The organism is Pseudomonas synxantha, from assembly GCF_900105675.1.
GTDB classification, from domain to species: domain Bacteria; phylum Pseudomonadota; class Gammaproteobacteria; order Pseudomonadales; family Pseudomonadaceae; genus Aquipseudomonas; species Aquipseudomonas synxantha.
Window position 1 is genome coordinate 4,890,569 of sequence record NZ_LT629786.1, and the last position, 17,350, is coordinate 4,907,918.

Consider the following 17,350-nt stretch of genomic DNA (forward strand, 5'->3'; position numbering starts at 1 on the left):
ATACGCCGCACTACACGGATATATAAGAGGTTTTAATGGAATATTTGATCGGCGCAATCGTGGCCGGAATTATCATTTTTGTTGTCTTGGTAAAGTCCAAAACTGACAAATTCAATAAGCTCACACGGATGCACTTTCCGAATTGGTTTGCATTATTTTCCAACAGTCAGATGCCTGAAAATCACGGGATGGCGCGAGCGTTGATCCTTCAAACCTTCCACCTTGCAGAGGAATTCGGAGCCATCACCCCGACCGAGAAACGCGAACTCGACGTCGGATGCATGAAGGAAGATCCTATAGAGATTCTGAATGGGTGGTTGGAGCATGCTTTGCCGGTCGTAAGGAGAGAATTTGGGGATGCTGAAATCGCCACTTCGGAGGCTCGATTAATCGGAGTTTTGATGTTGGTTAGCGTCAAAGGTGTACGTCCAGAACGTGACCTTAACGAATTTCTAAAACGGTTCAATTAGGAACGTCAGCATGGATGAAATTGACCCTCAAGCCCTCCAGTTCAAAGAGGTCTGCGCTTTCTACGGTGCAGCCATGCACATGGCCCAGGTGCTTGAGCATGGGATAGTGAACGCCATCTTCTTCCTGGACTTTTTACCTAGTAAAAAATCCGAATGGACTGACACTGAATACGAAGAGTTTTTTGACGGTAATTTCTCCAAGACGTTTGGCGCACTTGTCCATTCCTTGAGAAAAGTGATGACCGTGCCGGAAGCCTTTGATGACTTGATTCGCAGATCCAACAAGCGCCGGAATTACCTCGCCCATACCTTTTTCCGTGAAAACATGGACGTGCTTTACGCGGGTGGTTTTGACGAAATCGTCACCAGATTAAACGATGACATTGAGTTGTTCCATGAGACAGATACAGCACTCACAGCCATCCTTGAACCCTTGTGGATAGAGAACGGTTGGACCATAGAACGTATAGAAGCAGAGGCTGAAAAATACCAAGCTGAATTGCGTAGGTCCAAGCCAGACGAGGTGGTCTGATGTTCAGAAGCAATGGTGATGATTCATTCCGGGCTTACCTCAAGGCAGGGACAGAAAACCTAGAAGAGATCCTTGAAGCAGGTTCCCCGTTCCTGACCATGATGAACGACCTCGATTCGTTCCTAAATCAGTACGTGAGTGGTCCAAGCGTCCAGATCGACAATCCGATAATTCACCTTATGCGTACCAATGCCAGGTTTCTTTTAATGACCGGCTTTCGCATTGGTCTCACGGGTCACGTTTCAGGAATTTTCCCCATCTTGCGCACGGCGTTGGAAACTGCCTGTTATGCGCTATTGATGGCGAATGATGAAACCCTGCCAGAGAAATGGATAGGTCGGCACAGTTCACCCGAAGGGTTGAAAGCCTGTAAAAACGCCTTCAAAAAACCGATCAAAGATGCACAGAAATTGGTTGATAAGCATGACCCAGTACTGGGTACTTGGATGTATGCACTGTACGAAAGCACCATCGACTTCGGCGCGCACCCTAATGCCAAGACCGTGACCTTACACACCCGCATTTCATTCGAAGAGGGAATGACCCGCTTAGAAAATGTAGGGCTTTATGCCGTGGGCAATTATGAATACGAGGGTGGGCTCCTAGCTTGTGTAGAACTGGGGCTAGCCACTGCAATGGTTCTCTACATGACTATCTGCAAAGTGTCTCCTGAAGCGGTACAAGCAATCCAGGCACTCAATGATAGGAAGAACGAGCTGGAAGATATGATCAGAGAGAAGCACCTTCAGGACTGATCAAAAAGTGATCATTCTTGCGTTGCTGGTGTGTCGCCGTTCGGCTACACTTGCTTCATGAACACACTCATCACAACAACAGAATTCAACCAGTGGTTGAAAGGCTTGAAGGACGACAGGGCACGAGCCCGGATCGTCTCGCGGATGGTTTCAGCACAGGAAGGTAATTTCGGTGACTGTGAGCCGGTAGGTGATGGGATTTCAGAGATGCGGATCTTCGTCGGCCCTGGCTACCGCGTCTACTACACGCGCCGTGGAGAAGTTGTGTATCTGTTACTGTGCGGTGGTGACAAGTCGTCGCAAAAGCGCGACATAAGGGCCGCAAAAGCTATCCTAAACGAGATCGATCGTGGAGAACGTACATGACCCAGCTCAAGCCATTTGAGGCGTCTGAATACCTTACTAACGAGGACACCATCAGTGAATTCCTCACTGCCTCGCTTGAAGACCCAAACCCTGACGTGTTCCTGCGCGCCTTGCAAGAAGTCGCCAAGGCCCGTGGTATGTCGCAGTTGGCCCGTGATGCAGGCATGAACCGTGAGAGCCTGTACAAAGCGTTGGCACCAGGTGCAAAGCCCCGGTATGACACAGTGTTGAAGCTTGTGAATGCATTAGGCGTGAAGCTGACGGCACAGCACGTCTAGTCCCAATACCCTCCCGGAATCACCGGGAGCATGAGCAAATACAAAACCTCCTAAAAGGAGGCATCGTTTCGTTCCAATGAGAAATTGTTATTCAAACCTAATTTCACACTGTTCATAAGCTTTGTTGTTTTGCGCCTCATAACTGAAAAGAGACATTTCCGCGATACCTAATGTGCGGATAGACTCTTCATCACATCTGAACATACTTTCATTGCACCCATTGTCGTTACACAGTCCTTCTATGAATAACTCAAATGCCCACAGAATGTGTCCATAGCCTTTAGTCACATTCATAAAATTCTTCAACGACCTTCTGAAGCAGCAAGCAAAAACGAATACGCCATCCTTTCTACTTAAAATCATATCTTTACGGAATTTTATTTGGCCCGATGACTCATGGTATTCAGGAGCTTTGATTTGAAGCTCATTAATTTCTGCGTAAAATCCATAGTCTTTGAGAAGCCAGACAAGGAAAGAAGGTACATAAAAGCAATATTTCGTGTGATAACTTGTTAAATAACTTAGGACAAGATTATTTTTCGCATCGAATTCATAAGGATCATTCTCAGATGTGATCTTTCGAATTTTGGCTATTATTTCTACTAGCTCTTCTTTTACTGACTCAGAATACGAGCTAAGACGTTTGTTTCCCAGTCCATTATTCTCATTAAATGAACTCTCAGACCAATCATAATCAAGACCATCTATAGTGAAATCATCATTTGGATCAACGTATTCATCCTTACTATTCTTCGCGCCTATTGGGTCTTCTTCAATAAGGAATGAAAAATCCAGATCGTCATTTTTAATTTCAGCAACTGGCTGAGTACTTTCAGGCAACACACCTTTATTTTTTGTAGCTTTTCTTTTAGTCATAGATGGATAATTTGTTATACAAACAATTATACCATTTGACAAAACAAAACCTCCACTTAGGAGGCTTGAAATTCTATTTCTTTCAAATACTTTATCTGCTTATGAGTTATTACTGTCTCGCCACGGAAAAGCAATACCTCTTTGTTCTTGAATCTTCGAACAGCAACCCCTACTTCTTTGACCAGATCCCAGCTCACCATCGAATCTAGTTTTACATCATAGTAGTCAAGAGAAATTACAGTTTTCCCTGAATAGTCTTTGTAAGATAAACCAAATGCGCAATAACCGTAATCACGGGCTATATGCCTTAAAGAGTCAATCAACCCTTCGAAATGCGTTAGATATTCGTCATCAGATTTGAATTTAATTTTACTCATAGTAAATGTAGGTTTGTTTATGAGTCAAATTATACCAAACCGAATTAGCAAAATTTACCCGTAAGGCAAATTAATTTCATAACTTAAATCTTGGCCTATCAGGCTTATTTTGCTCAACCGGGGCTGGCGCAGAAAAAACGTCCATCACTCGTTTAGCAAAAGAGTTTTCAAAATCAGCAAACCTGTTGGGAACAATGAATTCGTTTTTAAAGCCTTTGACGTATGGATTGAGGGCTATCCAGGTATTGGGCATGTCTAGTTCACGCCATTTAGTGAAATCGTCGCCAGAAAGCTTTTGGAGGTCATCAAGCTTCTTGATAGCAATGCCCTTCTCAGTGATGTTCTTCACCAACTGCGCTTCAGGGTTTTTCAACGTCATGCCCTTCACCTTCTCGTACCACTGCTTAAAGGTGTTATCGAGATCTAGCATAGGCTCACCTTGGCTGACACTGTGATTCCTCAAGGTGACGTAGTTATCGACAGTCTTGGTTAAGGCATTGATGGTCATTGGAGCATGGTCTTTCTGTGTATAGACATTGCACATGTCAAAGCCATAGTAGTCTTCTCCATCCTTCTGAATCACCGTGTTGGTGAAAACAGGGCTACCAAAATTAAGAACGTTCGGGGCTTTCTCACCTTGCGCACGAACCTCTTCTGCAACCAAAGCTGTTAACCAGCGTGGTAGAAACGCTTCTTGTTTGATTTTCGACATTTTGTAATCAACGTCAGGGCTGACGTTGTTGGCGTAATCCAAAGCTTTGATGAAGCTTTGAACCTGTGCGCGGTATTCAGACTTTAGATTTGGCATGGCTATCATTAATTGTTATGAATAAATCATAGCATTTCTTTCTGCTCACATCTAAATCTCTTAACTCTCTTAAACTTTTCAAACCCTCTCGGTCTCTTCTTTGACATCAGTATTTGCTTTTCATTTATTGATAATGGGCTCTCTGAATAACCTTCCCAATATATTTCATCTGCGATAGTGCCGCCGCACCATGTGACTTGCTTTCTCAATTGATCAATCTGATCATTTGAAAAAATTTGGTCTGGCGAGTATTTATTTTCTGATACGTCAGTCATAGAAACTTAATATTTTATTATACCCAAATTATACCATTTAGGTTATCGACTTAATGAGATAAGCCCCTTTGTTCTTCACATTGCCAACGTCTTTTGAGACGGGATACCACTCAAAATCTTCTGCAGGTTCGCCAAGGTCGCGGGCAATTTCCTTTGCTCTATCCTTCGTCAGATCAGGAGAAAGCCATTCCCGCGCAAGCTCGGGAGAAAGAACCACGGGCCTACGGTCATGAACGTCCACCATGCCCCCGGCAGCATCAGCAGTGATGATCAAAAAGCCCGGTGGCTCATCAGGCGATGGACCTGGCTCTACCTGGGCCAGTCCAGCGAAGAACATAGGCTTGTGGCTCTTCAACCTGATGAAGAAGGGTTGCTTCTTCTCATCACCCGGTTCTTTGACCCATTCGTACCAGCCGTCAGCCATTACCAAGGCCCTGTGGTCAGGGAACAGATCCTTGTAGAACCTGCCCTTCGCAATGGTCTCTATGCGTGCGTTGATAGGCTGCACAACCTTGGGCTTCGGCCAAGACACCTCCCTCTTCCAACCCCAATGCACTGGCGAGATCTGCGGGCCGTCAGGCTCGGCATGGATGATTGGCACATCAGTTGAAGGGGCGATGTTGTATCGCTCAACAGGCGTGGTGTCAGCGCTTGTGAAGAGGTCGCGTTGAGGGTCAAGCTCCTGCACATACTCATCAAGGCTTCTAAACATCACAAATCGACCACACATAAACCTTCTCCTGATATTAGAGGTTAGGTCTCTCACCCTTCCCCCATCTGACTGCAGATAGAAATTTGGATGACTCCAATGCTGAGAAATTCATAAAAAAATGAAGGCACCAAACTAATATTTCATTGAAGGTGGAACGGTCCAAGAAGGGTTAACCCGGCCTTCGCCTAAAATGATCGCGAGTTCTTCTAACTCCGTCTCGGAAACTGGCAATAACTTTTGGTGAAGGCCAATCATCTGCTGACCAGGGCTTGATGGATCTGCAAAGGTAAGCCCCATCCAAAAGAAGGCCAAATTTTTATCGCGAGTGACAAGAGTGACCTTTAGCTCTGGGGCTTGTGTCTGGAGAACGTTAGTAAGCATAATCAAAAAAAGATCATACATAGAGTTGTATGCATCTTCTTCCGTGTAAATCGCTTTTGGCTTGATAAGCTTTTGTGCCGGATTGAAACCTTGTTCAGCAGAAGTAGCACTTATACAGGCAAGAAATACAATGTGACTTACAGAAATATTTTCAGCCCTAGCTATCTGAGCCATGGCTTTCCACCTATCAACTCTTTTATTACGTGCTGGTGAATTAATCACCAATGGAGCTAACTTAATGAGAAGGCGCATTCCTTGCGAAAAATACTCACGAAACTTATCTGCCAAAGCTAGAAAGTGTTCTAGGTCCGAATCGGATTCGGGCCAGGTTTTTACGTGGGGCAAAGCTCTCGACAAGGTCTTTAAAGCAGCACAATGTTGTTCAATAATTTTTTCTGCGGAAGGAATTTTTCGCTCATTACTTTCCAGTGCATAAGATATTGTATGAATAGTGCATGAACAGTTCTTGTCACAGATATAGTCTAAAAAATCGTTACGCTCTCTTTCAGAAGACATTTCACCATTTGAAAATCTAGCTTGAATTTCAGAAACCAGATTTCTGTCGGCAATAATATTCCCTTTAGAAAAAGCATAAAATATAGGAACCCATCCGCCTTTAACCAAAGCAAAACACGAGTTATTTAAACTTGGTCCAACCGCAAAGTCGGCTTGGAATCTATTACCAACGGGCGGAAACGTTTTATCCCATTCAGGTTTTCCAGCAACGACACCAGCAATTTTAATCTTTAAGTCTTTCGAATCAGAAAAACCCAACCAATCATCGAGTGTAAGTGGATGAGGTTGAACGTCTTTGAAATATACGATTCCATTAGAACCAGTTTCATCACAATGAATAGGCATTTTCATGAAAAGCTGGGTGTCGAGAGCGGCGCTATGCATTTCTATCCCTTTAAATGTAGTGGCTGGAAGTCGATAGTAGCCTATCCTCCCTTACCTCCACCGGTTAGCACTGACCAATAATTTTATGCTGCATGTACGACCTCTCAATGCCCCGTCGAATGACACCGGGGCATGTTGAAGGTGGAACCTATGAATAGCTCTAAGAGGTGCTTTCAGCTCGGAGGGTGCGGATTCAGAAGGAGCTGTAAGGACAGGGACCGACCAAGACGAATTTATCAATGTCCATCGATAAAAAATCTCTGAACAGAATCTTGAACCATTTCAGGAATGATTAGCCTTTCCGGATCGCATCCAAAAGCTGATCTCGCAACCCTCGACCCTGATCGTCCTTTTTCTGCGCCATAAGGTAAATCCCCTTACCCCCGGATTTTTTAGCCCAAAGCTCACCGATGAGGCGCTTCTCTTTACTGTCATCATTGCTCACACGGTCGCCTCCCTTGTACTCAATCACGAACAGGCGTCCGTCCTTGAGACGAGCTACAAAGTCTGGATAGGTCCTTTGTGTCGCTGTCGGCATCCAGAACTGGGTAGCGTGAACAAGATTCCTTACCCAAAATTCGACTTCATCCAGAAGCTCAATTGCCTGCGCACAAAGGTATTCCTCTGCATCCTCCCCCTTCGACGTTTTCCAAGGAAGCATGCCGGGGAACGGGTAGTAGTGCTTCTTGAACTTGAATGATCCAGAGTAGTACGAGGTAGCAGGATACAACGCCATGTCAGCAGGATAAGTAAACGCATGGTCGGGTTCTGAGGACGTTACCAGCTCCAAATCATCATGGAACAGTGCCTGTTGAAAGCCCTTGTCGTAGGCGTTTTTCTTCGCAAGCAAAAGTTGCTCACCAAGCTTCCTACGAAGGATGAACTGTCCTTTCAACAGTTGGGATAGCGAGAATCCACGATCATCAATCAGTCCCGTTACCGCACGGCGTAACCACTCGCGTAGCACAGGCTGTTTGATAGATGGCTCACGGATTTCTTGATCCAGCCAACCAATCAGGTCCGAAACGGTACGGTCCTGCGCAAAGCCAGGAAGATAAGTACCGACATCGTCTTTCACATTCTGGAACTGGACTGTTTTGTCATCGAGATAAACCTCAAAAGTCATACTCGATTCATCAAACCGGAAAGACGACAGGTCTGGTGGTGACGACAGCAGATCCCAACTGAATGAGGCAGAGACAGCCCCACGGTCTACAAGCTCAAGCTCGCCCTGCTCAACTGAGTAAAGACGTGGAACCTGAAACACGACGCCCCGCTCACTAGGAGCTTTTGCAGCGACGGTCATTTGTTGGTGCCGTTCAACTTCAGCGGCAATTGCAGCCTTTTTTTCCTTGCCAGAAACGCTAGAAACGATGGCTTCAACAGTCAGTAAATCCAACTCGTCCGTCAGCTCAATAGTCCCACCAGGTCCATCAGATGAAAGCACGAAAACGACTCGCTCGTGGTCGCGCTCTGGGATCTTGGTGAAATCAGGGGCTTTGGAGACTTCAACCTTCGTGACCGGTAATTCTGGCGTACCGACTTGCCCACCTTGCAGAGGAAGTTCTGCAGTCTTTTCCTTACGGATTGCAGCCGCCGCTTCCATCGGATTGAAGCCGATACTGATGAGCGATTGGGTCAATTCGCCAGCAGCACGGCCAAACGTATCTGTAGTGACATGAGCATAGGCTTTGCTCATTGCTTCCTGACGCCGAGGTACTGCATATGGCATGCGCAGGACACGACCAAGAAGCTGTTGAATATCTTTGTCAGATTTCACCTGCGCGACGGAACAGAAAACGTAGGCAAACGAGCAGTCCCAGCCTTCTTTCAACGCCTGTTTGGTGATGATGACTTCTATGGGACAGTCTTTGGCAAATAGGTCAATCCCATCAATTTCCCGCTGTGTGCCGGTCGCGATAGCAATAGCTTTTTCGTCCACCCCATCAGTGTCGATGAGGTGCTGCTTTACCTCTTCAACCGTCGCTTCGCTCTTAGCATTTTCAGCCTGGATCAGCAGGATTGGACGAATGTATTCCGGTTCACCGAGTGCGGTTTTCGAAAGGGATTTGCGCCGAGCTACTGCACTGCTCACTGCAACCTGCCATTCCCCATTGTGTTCCTTTAGGATCACAGGGAATTTGATCATGTTTTCTGCTTTTAGCTCGAATGCAGAAACACTGACCAGTACGTTCGAGCTGGACACATCAGGGGTAGCTGTAAGCTCTACCACAGCCTTTGGACCTAGACGCTCATACACAGTGTACGAAAGCGGTGTTGTGGCGTTGTGCGCTTCATCCATGATGACCAATGGACCATGAAGCTTGAGAAGGTTAGCGAAAGAGGCAACGGCTTTCCCATCTTTCCCTTTATCAAGATGTTCGAGCTGTTTGGCAGATCCTGTGAAATGCCCCTCAAGATCCTCGTGATGCTCGTAGACCTTTCGCCCTTCTTCTTTATCGACACGTAAAGCAGCCACTGTGGAGATCACCACGCAGACCTTCGTGATCAAATCTGCCGGACGTATACGGGTGAATTCTGACACATCGAAAACCGCGACCTGCCCACCAAAAGCATCATCAAGTTCCTGGCGATACGGATGGCGATGGTCACGAAAAGCTTCAATCGTTTGATTCTTAATCTGTGTAGTCGGCACCATCCAGAGAACAACTGGGTATTGGCGCTCGAGGTAAGACGAACCGCAGATTTGGATGATATGGGCACCCATCACCGTCTTGCCGCCACCGGTAGGAATTCGCAGACAAACGTAAGGTATTTCAGGCAAACCAGGCATCAGTTTGTATTCACTGACAAGCCCAGCATCAACAGTCTGCTCAAACGCCTTCGATGGTCCTTCTAAACGAGCCGCGTCGAGAAATTTTTCAAGGCTAGACAATGCACGGTTTTGATACAGCTTTAGAGTTAGAGCCATGGTCAGCGAGCCTTAATGTCGTATGGGGTTTGCCGGAAAGTAATCTTCGATTCCAAAAGAAGCTCAGACGGAATTGCGCACGCCTCCCCGTAAATCACCATAGGACCATCAGTCTTTGGCAAAGCTTTGAGTATTCGCTTGGTCAGGACATTGCCTCCTGACGCAGTCAGATCACCGAGTATGCCGTTGAACAGCAGGAAATAAGACGTGCCCTGATGCTCACCAAGGAAGGGAGATTTTTCAGCGGATGACGACCGAGCCGTGCCTGTTTCAGCAAACCATACGTGAGCCGCTAACTGCTCAAAGGAAATACCTTCTCTGATGTGACCAGCGTCATCGAAAACTGGAACACCCAACTTGTAGTAACGGTAGCCTCCGCCGCCATTCCAGCCCAAGGCTTCTGAGATACCACCCTGTTCCCCGTTCACAACCTGAAGCAAGCGTGGACCGCAGAAAAGCCTAGCGTTTGCGGACATCTCAATGCCAATCCAATTGCGCTTCATTTTGTGCGCCACTGCAGCCGTGGTGCCGGAACCAAGGAAGCTGTCGAGTACCAAATCACCAGGCTTGCTCGCCACTTCCAGAACCTGTCTTAGAAGGCGTTCAGGTTTCGGAGTATCAAAGGCTTCAACATCCTGGAACAGAGCCAAGATTTCCTTTTTTGCTTCCTCTGTAGTGCCAGCGTCCATGGCATGCCAAAGCGTCATGGGAACAAGTCCTTCGTCCTCCCAGGGAAACCGCTTCAAGCGGGGTTTACCCTTACCGTCCTTTGGGAAATAGACGCGGTTTTCGGAACGATACCGATTGAATTCTGGCTCAACCGATCCCCAGCAACGGCCTTTCGGAGGCAAGTGAACATCACCTGAATCGCTGGTGATTGGATACATTTGGTTGGGTCTGAAACCTTGAGCCGAGAACGGAATCGACCGCCACGGACCACGCGGGTCATTATCTGGATTTCCGTAGCCCTTGTCGTTGGATGGAAGCAGGTTCCGATACTTCTTCCACTTGGAAGCTTCCATTTTTGCGTAGACAAGCATCGTGTCATGAGACGAGCCTACAGCGGCACGGTTTTCGCGAGACGTGCGTTTCTGCCAAATGATTTCAGCAATGAAATTTTTACGACCAAAAATCTCATCGCAAATGACTTTCAGGTAATGGGCTTCGTTATCGTCAATTGTTATCCAGATCGAGCCTTCTTGACTCATCAGCTCACGTAGAAGCTCAAGCCGTGGATAGATCATCGACAGCCATTTCGAGTGTTCTAGGTTGTCATCGTAACGTTCGAAGGCGGATTTCGTGTTGTAAGGCGGATCGATGAAGATGCATTTCACCTGACCAGCGTAGTACGGAAGAAGCGCCTTGAGCGCGTCGAGGTTATCGCCTTCGATCAGCATGTTCGGAGAGTCAGGCTCTCCATGAGACAGTTCAGCAACCGGCTCAAGCAGACGGTAAGGCGCTAGGGCAGCTCTCGTCAGGTCGGCATCACGGTTAAACCAAGACAATAGAGGCATTCGAAAAGGGTTCCAGGGACGGCTAAATCAATCCCCTACTTTACCTTCTTTAGATGACGGCTAGCCATCGCATCAGCCCCAAGATAGCGGAATGCGGGTCGGTTAAAGACTGCATGTTGATACAAACCCTGAAGGATCAACCAGCCCCCAGACTCGTTCTCGCCGCCAGGGATGGGCGGCCCCCAAGGACGACTGGGACACAGTGAAAGGGTTTAGCTCAGCACATGGCCAAGCTCATTCCTGATCGCTTTTCAGCCGTATCAGGCCCGAAGAATCGTGTAGGCAATAAAGGGCGCGAACATGTGGAACATCCACAACCTCCATGAACGTCATGGCGAGCTTGGGGAAGACCCGTGGAAGGACTACGGCAAAATAAAACAAACGATCACTGCTGATATGCGTGGAATAATTGGACTCAAAAAATAGGAGGCTTCATGGATAACTACCACATCACAAAGTCTGGCGACCATTGGATTCTTAAGAAGCAAGGTGCTGAACGGGCGTCGAAGACTGCTGATACCAAGGCTGAAATCATCAAGCTAGCGGTTGAGTTTTTAGAAGGCAAAACGGTCTCACTGAAAATCCACAAGGAAGATGGCACCATCCAAGAAGAACGCACCTACCCGCGTAGCGCTGACCCTACGAGAACGAAAGGTTGAAAAGTCGATCACAGCCCGTTTTTGCGGGCTTTTTTTAGACAACAAAAAAACGCCCCTAGGAGGCGGTCGTTTCCTTGTACAGCATGACTCATCACATTTTGAGCCTAGACTTTTTGGTTGGCTTAGCATCTACACCAAAATTCTTTTCGACGGATTCAACGATTCCTTGAGCCTCTAAAAGGCCACTCATCAAATCTGGAACAAATACATCCTGTCTTCCAAAATTGTGTTTAACACAAACATTTGAACCTTTTCCTAATGATCCATTTGGGCCATCACTTGGAATCAACTCCAAAATAGAGTCTCCCAAAGATTTTGAGAAATATTTATTGCTTTCGAATTTTACAGTTGGATAATTATCCGTAGTCCCGTCAACTACAATAACACCTGATGCAACTCGCTCCTTTAAAACCTTTAGCGCAGGTTTATTTATAATCAAGTCAAGAATTTGAGCCTTACCCAAGGCACGATCAACCGCCCAATCAGTCGCGAGAAAATTACCCATCAAACTAGCATTCAACCCTAACCCTTTTAATATTTCGCCCTTGTCTTGAACATACGTCTCTGAAAATGTTCTCTTGAAACAATCATCGTTCTCAGCCGCATTTAATTCCTTTGTTCTTCTCATTACCTCCACCAAAACAGCCGCAAATTTATCAGCTTCATTTTTAAATTTCATTATTCTTCACCATTTGATATGAAAGCGTAATTGCCTTCATAGATTTAATTATAACATTTTGAAATACCCAAATAACGATGCACACTATTCACAAGTCAATCTACATAAAAAGATAAAGTCTTGAATTCATCCTCATACTCCAGCTCATATTTTTTACTAGCCACATTCCACTGCTTTATTCCATCCGATCTCAAATTAGAAACCTGCTCAAAAACCCAATCAATATAAACATATTCAATGGTATCTACATAAATGAAGACACAGGTTTCATCTGTTAAATAGATTTGTACACATTCACTATCTATCACATCAACTCGCGTAACCTTTCTCTCAAATCTTCCATTATCAACCATCAACCGAAATTTGTTCTTTTCGACAAACAGGCAAAATTCTTGAAATTTATCCTCAGCAGTTTTAACACTCATAGTGAATACCTCATTACCACCAGCCGAATTACTGATGGGCGTTCCTCAACAATTCTTATGCAAGACGTGAAGATATTCAGTCACGTAAATTTCATTAGCAGCTTCTTTACGTGATTTGAATTTCTTGTACTGCATTTCCTTTCTTTGGTATTTGCCGTAACTACTCATCACATCAGCAATCAGATCCATCGGCATGATGCTTTCGTTGGAATAGCTCATGACCAGGTATTCGAAATTGGCCGAATCAACAAGCTGCCTGAATTCGGCTTCCACCTTCGGCCTGCTAGCCCATGGAGAAACGTTCCGGCCTTCAGGCCGACCGCTTATCCCGTGGATCGTCGGGCGCTCGTTCTGCGAAATGGTGTTAAGGACGTGATAAGCATTGCTGTATTGCATGGACGTGTAGGGTGGATCGAGGTAGAGAACATCACCACTCACCCGCTGCAACAGCTCGTTAGCGTCTCCCAGGTACACCTCATTGCTTGCCACTGGCTCTTTCAGGTCGAAACCTCTGAACTCGATGGGCTTGAGCGAAGCACCAGTGAATTTCTTTAGGAACGATGAATACAATCCGGTCGTGTTGCTCACCCTGTCAGCAGCCTCTATCACGGAGCAGAGGCAATAGTAGAACTGCCCATCAGTCAGCTCCCCATTGCCATACAGCTCGTACACAAGCGCAACCCCAGCATCGATCTTCATGGCGTTGCCATTAGTAAAGAAGGTGCGGCCACCAGACTCGCTGTAGTTCTGAAAAATGAAGCCTTCCACACCATCCATACAGTGATTCATGTAGTCGATGATCGGCTGACATTCGAAGACGGTCGAAGGGTCATTGTTCAGCAGATTTTCAAGCGTCGCATAGGAGTAGTACTCCAGGTCATTAGCTACGACCTTAAAACGATTTTTGAAATGGTTCGCTACCCTGCCCGACCCTGAAAAGAGGTCACACAGAACAATCTCATTTGACGGCTTTGAAATGGTTGAAACACATTCATTAACAACTGATTCAATGAAACCCAACAGCTTTGTTTTAGACCCAAGATATTTCACACGCGCACAGAGCGATGCACGGATTCAGAATGAACCAGCGGAAAAGACTTTAACTTTTCGGGTTCGCACTGCTGAAATCAATCAGCGTTTAGAAATGGGTTATTTCAGATAGTGCGCTTGGTACAAATAACTTACTAGAAGATTCAATGAAGCAAACTTTAATGATTTTAAAAATATTGTCAAACAGCCATAATCTAGAAAAAACAGATTTTTATTTAGCCAAAAAATCTTAAACCTAAAATGATGATTTTGATAAATAACACATAGAGGCTCACACATCGCTGCAGCTCTTAGATTCCCAGGGCTAGAGGTCATTTAAGAAAAGGAAATGACTTTTTTGGAAAAAAATAAAAATCGGATTTTTTGTGAAATACTGTTCACCCCTACCATTTCTGATAGTCAAACTCGATCAGGGGCACCGAAGGCGATTAAAACAATTTTGAAAAAAGATATGCCTTTGTACCCTTGCTCACCGTAATTCCACCCAACTGAAGCAGCTTAATGATCCGCACTGCTCAGAACGATCATGCGTGTGTCCATGGGTACGCACTGTGTGCAATGAAGGCAATCGGCTTATCAGCCGGAAATCACAAAGCAAAATGGTATAATTTAGAAAACAAAACCTATTACTAATGCGTCAATTAGCTCTTGCTCTTCTTCTATTGCCTTTCATGTCTCTGTCTCAAGCATCTGCATCGGAGTGTGGATTCAAAGCAGACAACAAAACCGTAGACCCAAATTCAATGGTTCTCTGCCCGAATAACAAATCATTACAGTTACTGACAAGTTCCTATGGTGAGGGGGTGATGGTTTTCACAAAGGATCAGGACGAGACCTACGCAAAAATCCAAAATGAAAAATCAGAATCACAATTAAGGTTTGACGAATCAAACCAAGAACAGACAAGAAGAGATAAAGAATTTTTTCGCAGCGTTGTATATATAATCGCACTTATAGCCGGTTTAATATTGATTGCTCAAATTATTTTCAATGCTGCTGTTGGAAATTTTGCTGACAAAAAAAATGAGAGCGGAGAAACGGTTGAGGCAAGATACAGCTTGTTGACCAACCTGTTTTTGGCAGTTTTTGCAGTAGGTTTAATTGGGTTCGGCCTTGTTGGCCCTAAAAACTCATTATCAATTATTGATTCTGTTGGCATTAGACTCACGATGATTGGTAACGCTTTAACTCAATATGAAATGCAGCTCTATACCTACATGCTCCAAACGGGAGGACTGGAAAGGAATATTGTTGATCCAGACACAGGGGTTAAGGATGATGTATCGCAGACCCAAGCGGCCTATACTGCGTCTGCATGGACAGAACAACTCATACTCAAAGCTATTGTTGCACGACATTCAAGCCAGCATTACAACGACATTTTCTACAAAAGCGATTCCTCAAATTGGGTAGTTTCAGATTCTCTTTATGATTTATCTAAAAAAGAAGACGTGAGCTATACCTTTGAAAAATACAGTCCAAAAGGAGATCTGCTTTTCGAGCTAGACCCTGTAACGGTTTTCAAATCAGAGTTAAATGCTGGTGCAGCGAATTCTTACTTTCAAGCAGTTCGATACGATCAAAGATACAGAGACGAAGCTGATTTAACAACGGTCGAAGCTACTGCTAATCAGCTTAAAAACGAATTATTGAGTGGGCCATTTGATAACAATCGCGCAGGGTATGAAGATATAAAAAATACTGCCATGTCGATTTTTTATAGAGATTCAAGAGCAAACACTTACCTCAAAGAACTTCCCAATGATTTCAAGCTGGCTGATAACGCTGCAGTGGTAATGCTGAACCTCATCTGTGCAGAAAATCTACAGCTACGCATGTCTGCGAAGCAATATATAGATGCTCACAATGGAAGTGGCCCTAAAGGCACAGGATCTATTTTTTGTGTGGGCGATGACTGGAAAGTCAAAGGAGAGGAAAACGCAGACGTTTATAAGAAGCAACTCTTCGAGACAAGAAAAACCCTTGAGACGAAATTGAGAGATAGAATCCTTGCGTACAATGATGCTTTTAGCAGCGCATTAACAAATGACTCGACATTGACCCAGTTGAAAAAGATGCTCCAAGAAGGTGATTTGACCTTTCTATTTTATATTTTCAATTACAGCGAAGACACCAGCTACACAAGCGCAGCTCAAAACATGTTCAACGACAAGGTGTTGATAATTTCAGAAAGAAAAGCGGTCGATTTCTTTCTGGACGATGAATGGGCTAGAGGTCATGGATACGATCCTGATTATTCAAGTGCAATAAACATAAGCCAATATGTCAGAACCTATTTCGAGAAAACAGAAAGCGCGAAGCTTCCGAACATTGTGGATTCAGATGCTATTTCACAAAAATTGATTTTTGATAATGGCACTGCAGCAGGGATGAACAAAGACCTTCAACAAGGTGCAGGGCTTGCATTTGAAATGCCTATGACCGCTTTACAGCGTTGCAAAAACACAATCACACATCCTTTAAAATGCTATCAGATGTACGCCACAAGCATCAGCAAAACGGCCAGTGGCCTACGTGCTGTTGGCTTGAGCCTAGCGATCAGTGGTCAAATTGCTAACGACTACGCAAATTCCAAATTGGCAGATGTAAAAGGTAACAGTGCCGCAAACATCGGGAAGAAAGACAAAAGCAGCGCAGTAGTTTCTTTTTCTCAAACAGCAACATTCATTGCTGCGGGGATAGGAACAAGTCTTGTCAAGATGAGTATCACACTCGACCAAGCAAGTAACTTCTTAAGATTCTTACCGATGTTGATTTCAATATTGCCTTTTTTTGTGCTTTTGTTGTCTCACAAATTCGTTACCTTGATGACAATCCAGCTTTCGCCATTTTTCCTTTTGGCATTCTGCCGTTTGAATGACGCTGACAATTTCGCATCCATGAGAAGCAATCTTTTAGCTTTCGCTTCTAGCATTATCTTTGTGCCGTCTGTCGTCATGATGACTGCATTGCTGAATTGGGAAGTGAGTCGAGTCATATTGTTGTACACAGACAGCTACTCACATTTTGAAGCTGGCGGTATCTTAGATAACGTGGTTGGTTTCGTCGTTGAATTCATCAAGCCAGCGATTGTTTCTATCGTATCAACCACATTGAGCCTTCATTTCCTCAACAGAGTACTTAACTTAATGAATGGACACGTTATGTTTTCAGATTCGGGAGAGCGAATCATTGCTGTCATGATTAGCTTTTTAAGCATGTTATCGTTTGGATCAGTGAATCTAATTCTAAAATTAAGCTCTGGATTAATGGACTCTGTAAAATCTTACAATCAGCGGTAATCGTATCCCAAAATTGAAGGGCTTGAAAATGTTATAATACAACAAACAAGCCCTACACC

17 protein-coding genes and 1 pseudogene are annotated in these 17,350 nt (G+C 44.9%); 8 read left to right on the forward strand and 10 right to left on the reverse strand.

Translation table 11 applies throughout. From position 1 onward, the window contains the following. Window positions 1-35 precede the first annotated feature (35 nt). From BLU48_RS22680 to BLU48_RS22700, 5 genes are read left to right on the forward strand one after another with little or no spacing between them, the layout of a single operon-like run. Window positions 36-470: a hypothetical protein gene (locus tag BLU48_RS22680; protein WP_057021762.1), complete on the forward strand. Its 435-nt coding sequence runs from the start codon at window positions 36-38 to the stop codon at window positions 468-470. Between the two features lie 10 nt (window positions 471-480). Then, the gene (locus BLU48_RS22685) at window positions 481-1,002 is read left to right on the forward strand and encodes a hypothetical protein (RefSeq protein WP_057021763.1); all 522 of its coding nucleotides are present in this window, start codon (window positions 481-483) and stop codon (window positions 1,000-1,002) included. After that, window positions 1,002-1,757: a hypothetical protein gene (locus BLU48_RS22690; protein ID WP_057021764.1), complete on the forward strand. Its 756-nt coding sequence runs from the start codon at window positions 1,002-1,004 to the stop codon at window positions 1,755-1,757. Before BLU48_RS22685 ends, BLU48_RS22690 begins: the two co-directional genes overlap by 1 nt. 57 nt (window positions 1,758-1,814) lie before the next feature. After that, entirely contained in the window at window positions 1,815-2,123 is a 309-nt protein-coding gene (locus BLU48_RS22695; protein WP_014717392.1) for a type II toxin-antitoxin system RelE/ParE family toxin, read from the forward strand. Beyond that, window positions 2,120-2,401 (forward strand): addiction module antidote protein, encoded by a 282-nt coding sequence (locus BLU48_RS22700; protein ID WP_014717391.1) that lies wholly within the window; start codon window positions 2,120-2,122, stop codon window positions 2,399-2,401. The genes BLU48_RS22695 and BLU48_RS22700 overlap by 4 nt, the downstream gene beginning before the upstream one ends. Window positions 2,402-2,488: 87 nt before the next feature. On the opposite strand, the gene BLU48_RS22705 is transcribed toward BLU48_RS22700, so the two are convergent. The 7 genes from BLU48_RS22705 to BLU48_RS22735 form a co-directional block, all read right to left on the reverse strand. After that, the gene (locus BLU48_RS22705; RefSeq protein ID WP_138233660.1) at window positions 2,489-3,319 is read right to left on the reverse strand and encodes a hypothetical protein; all 831 of its coding nucleotides are present in this window, start codon (window positions 3,317-3,319) and stop codon (window positions 2,489-2,491) included. Window positions 3,320-3,333: 14 nt separating this feature from the next. After that, the gene (locus BLU48_RS22710; protein ID WP_083348205.1) at window positions 3,334-3,654 is read right to left on the reverse strand and encodes a hypothetical protein; all 321 of its coding nucleotides are present in this window, start codon (window positions 3,652-3,654) and stop codon (window positions 3,334-3,336) included. Window positions 3,655-3,730: 76 nt separating this feature from the next. After that, window positions 3,731-4,462 (reverse strand): hypothetical protein, encoded by a 732-nt coding sequence (locus BLU48_RS22715; RefSeq protein WP_057021799.1) that lies wholly within the window; start codon window positions 4,460-4,462, stop codon window positions 3,731-3,733. A 312-nt stretch (window positions 4,463-4,774) separates the two neighbouring features. Further along, the gene (locus BLU48_RS22720) at window positions 4,775-5,467 is read right to left on the reverse strand and encodes an SOS response-associated peptidase (RefSeq protein WP_057021766.1); all 693 of its coding nucleotides are present in this window, start codon (window positions 5,465-5,467) and stop codon (window positions 4,775-4,777) included. 114 nt (window positions 5,468-5,581) lie between these two features. Next, a complete protein-coding gene (locus BLU48_RS31815) occupies window positions 5,582-6,697 on the reverse strand; it encodes a hypothetical protein (protein WP_138233661.1) in 1,116 nt (371 codons plus the stop codon). 325 nt (window positions 6,698-7,022) lie between these two features. Then, window positions 7,023-9,662, reverse strand: coding sequence for a DEAD/DEAH box helicase (locus tag BLU48_RS22730; RefSeq protein WP_057021768.1), 2,640 nt, complete (start codon window positions 9,660-9,662; stop codon window positions 7,023-7,025). 2 nt (window positions 9,663-9,664) lie between these two features. Continuing rightward, the gene (locus BLU48_RS22735; protein WP_057021769.1) at window positions 9,665-11,176 is read right to left on the reverse strand and encodes a site-specific DNA-methyltransferase; all 1,512 of its coding nucleotides are present in this window, start codon (window positions 11,174-11,176) and stop codon (window positions 9,665-9,667) included. 184 nt (window positions 11,177-11,360) lie between these two features. On the opposite strand from BLU48_RS22735, the pseudogene BLU48_RS32380 reads away from it, so the two are divergent. Both BLU48_RS32380 and BLU48_RS22745 read left to right on the forward strand, forming a co-directional pair. After that, a pseudogene (locus BLU48_RS32380) lies at window positions 11,361-11,602 on the forward strand (hypothetical protein); the annotation flags it as partial. Between the two features lie 8 nt (window positions 11,603-11,610). Then, complete coding sequence (locus BLU48_RS22745; RefSeq protein ID WP_057021770.1) at window positions 11,611-11,835, forward strand: DUF2188 domain-containing protein; 225 nt, start codon at window positions 11,611-11,613, stop codon at window positions 11,833-11,835. Window positions 11,836-11,926: 91 nt separating this feature from the next. Here the strand turns inward: BLU48_RS22745 and BLU48_RS22750 are convergent, their stop codons facing one another. The 3 genes from BLU48_RS22750 to BLU48_RS22760 form a co-directional block, all read right to left on the reverse strand. Continuing rightward, complete coding sequence (locus BLU48_RS22750; protein WP_057021771.1) at window positions 11,927-12,514, reverse strand: hypothetical protein; 588 nt, start codon at window positions 12,512-12,514, stop codon at window positions 11,927-11,929. 95 nt (window positions 12,515-12,609) lie between these two features. Further along, window positions 12,610-12,939, reverse strand: a complete 330-nt coding sequence (locus BLU48_RS22755) for a hypothetical protein (protein WP_057021772.1) — start codon at window positions 12,937-12,939, stop codon at window positions 12,610-12,612. 45 nt (window positions 12,940-12,984) lie between these two features. Beyond that, window positions 12,985-13,959 carry a DNA adenine methylase gene (locus BLU48_RS22760; protein ID WP_231988991.1) on the reverse strand — a complete coding sequence of 325 codons (975 nt, stop codon included), beginning with the start codon at window positions 13,957-13,959 and terminating at the stop codon, window positions 12,985-12,987. 662 nt (window positions 13,960-14,621) lie between these two features. Between BLU48_RS22760 and BLU48_RS22765 the strand changes: the two genes are divergently transcribed. Beyond that, window positions 14,622-17,291 (forward strand): hypothetical protein, encoded by a 2,670-nt coding sequence (locus tag BLU48_RS22765; protein ID WP_057021774.1) that lies wholly within the window; start codon window positions 14,622-14,624, stop codon window positions 17,289-17,291. Window positions 17,292-17,350 lie beyond the last annotated feature (59 nt).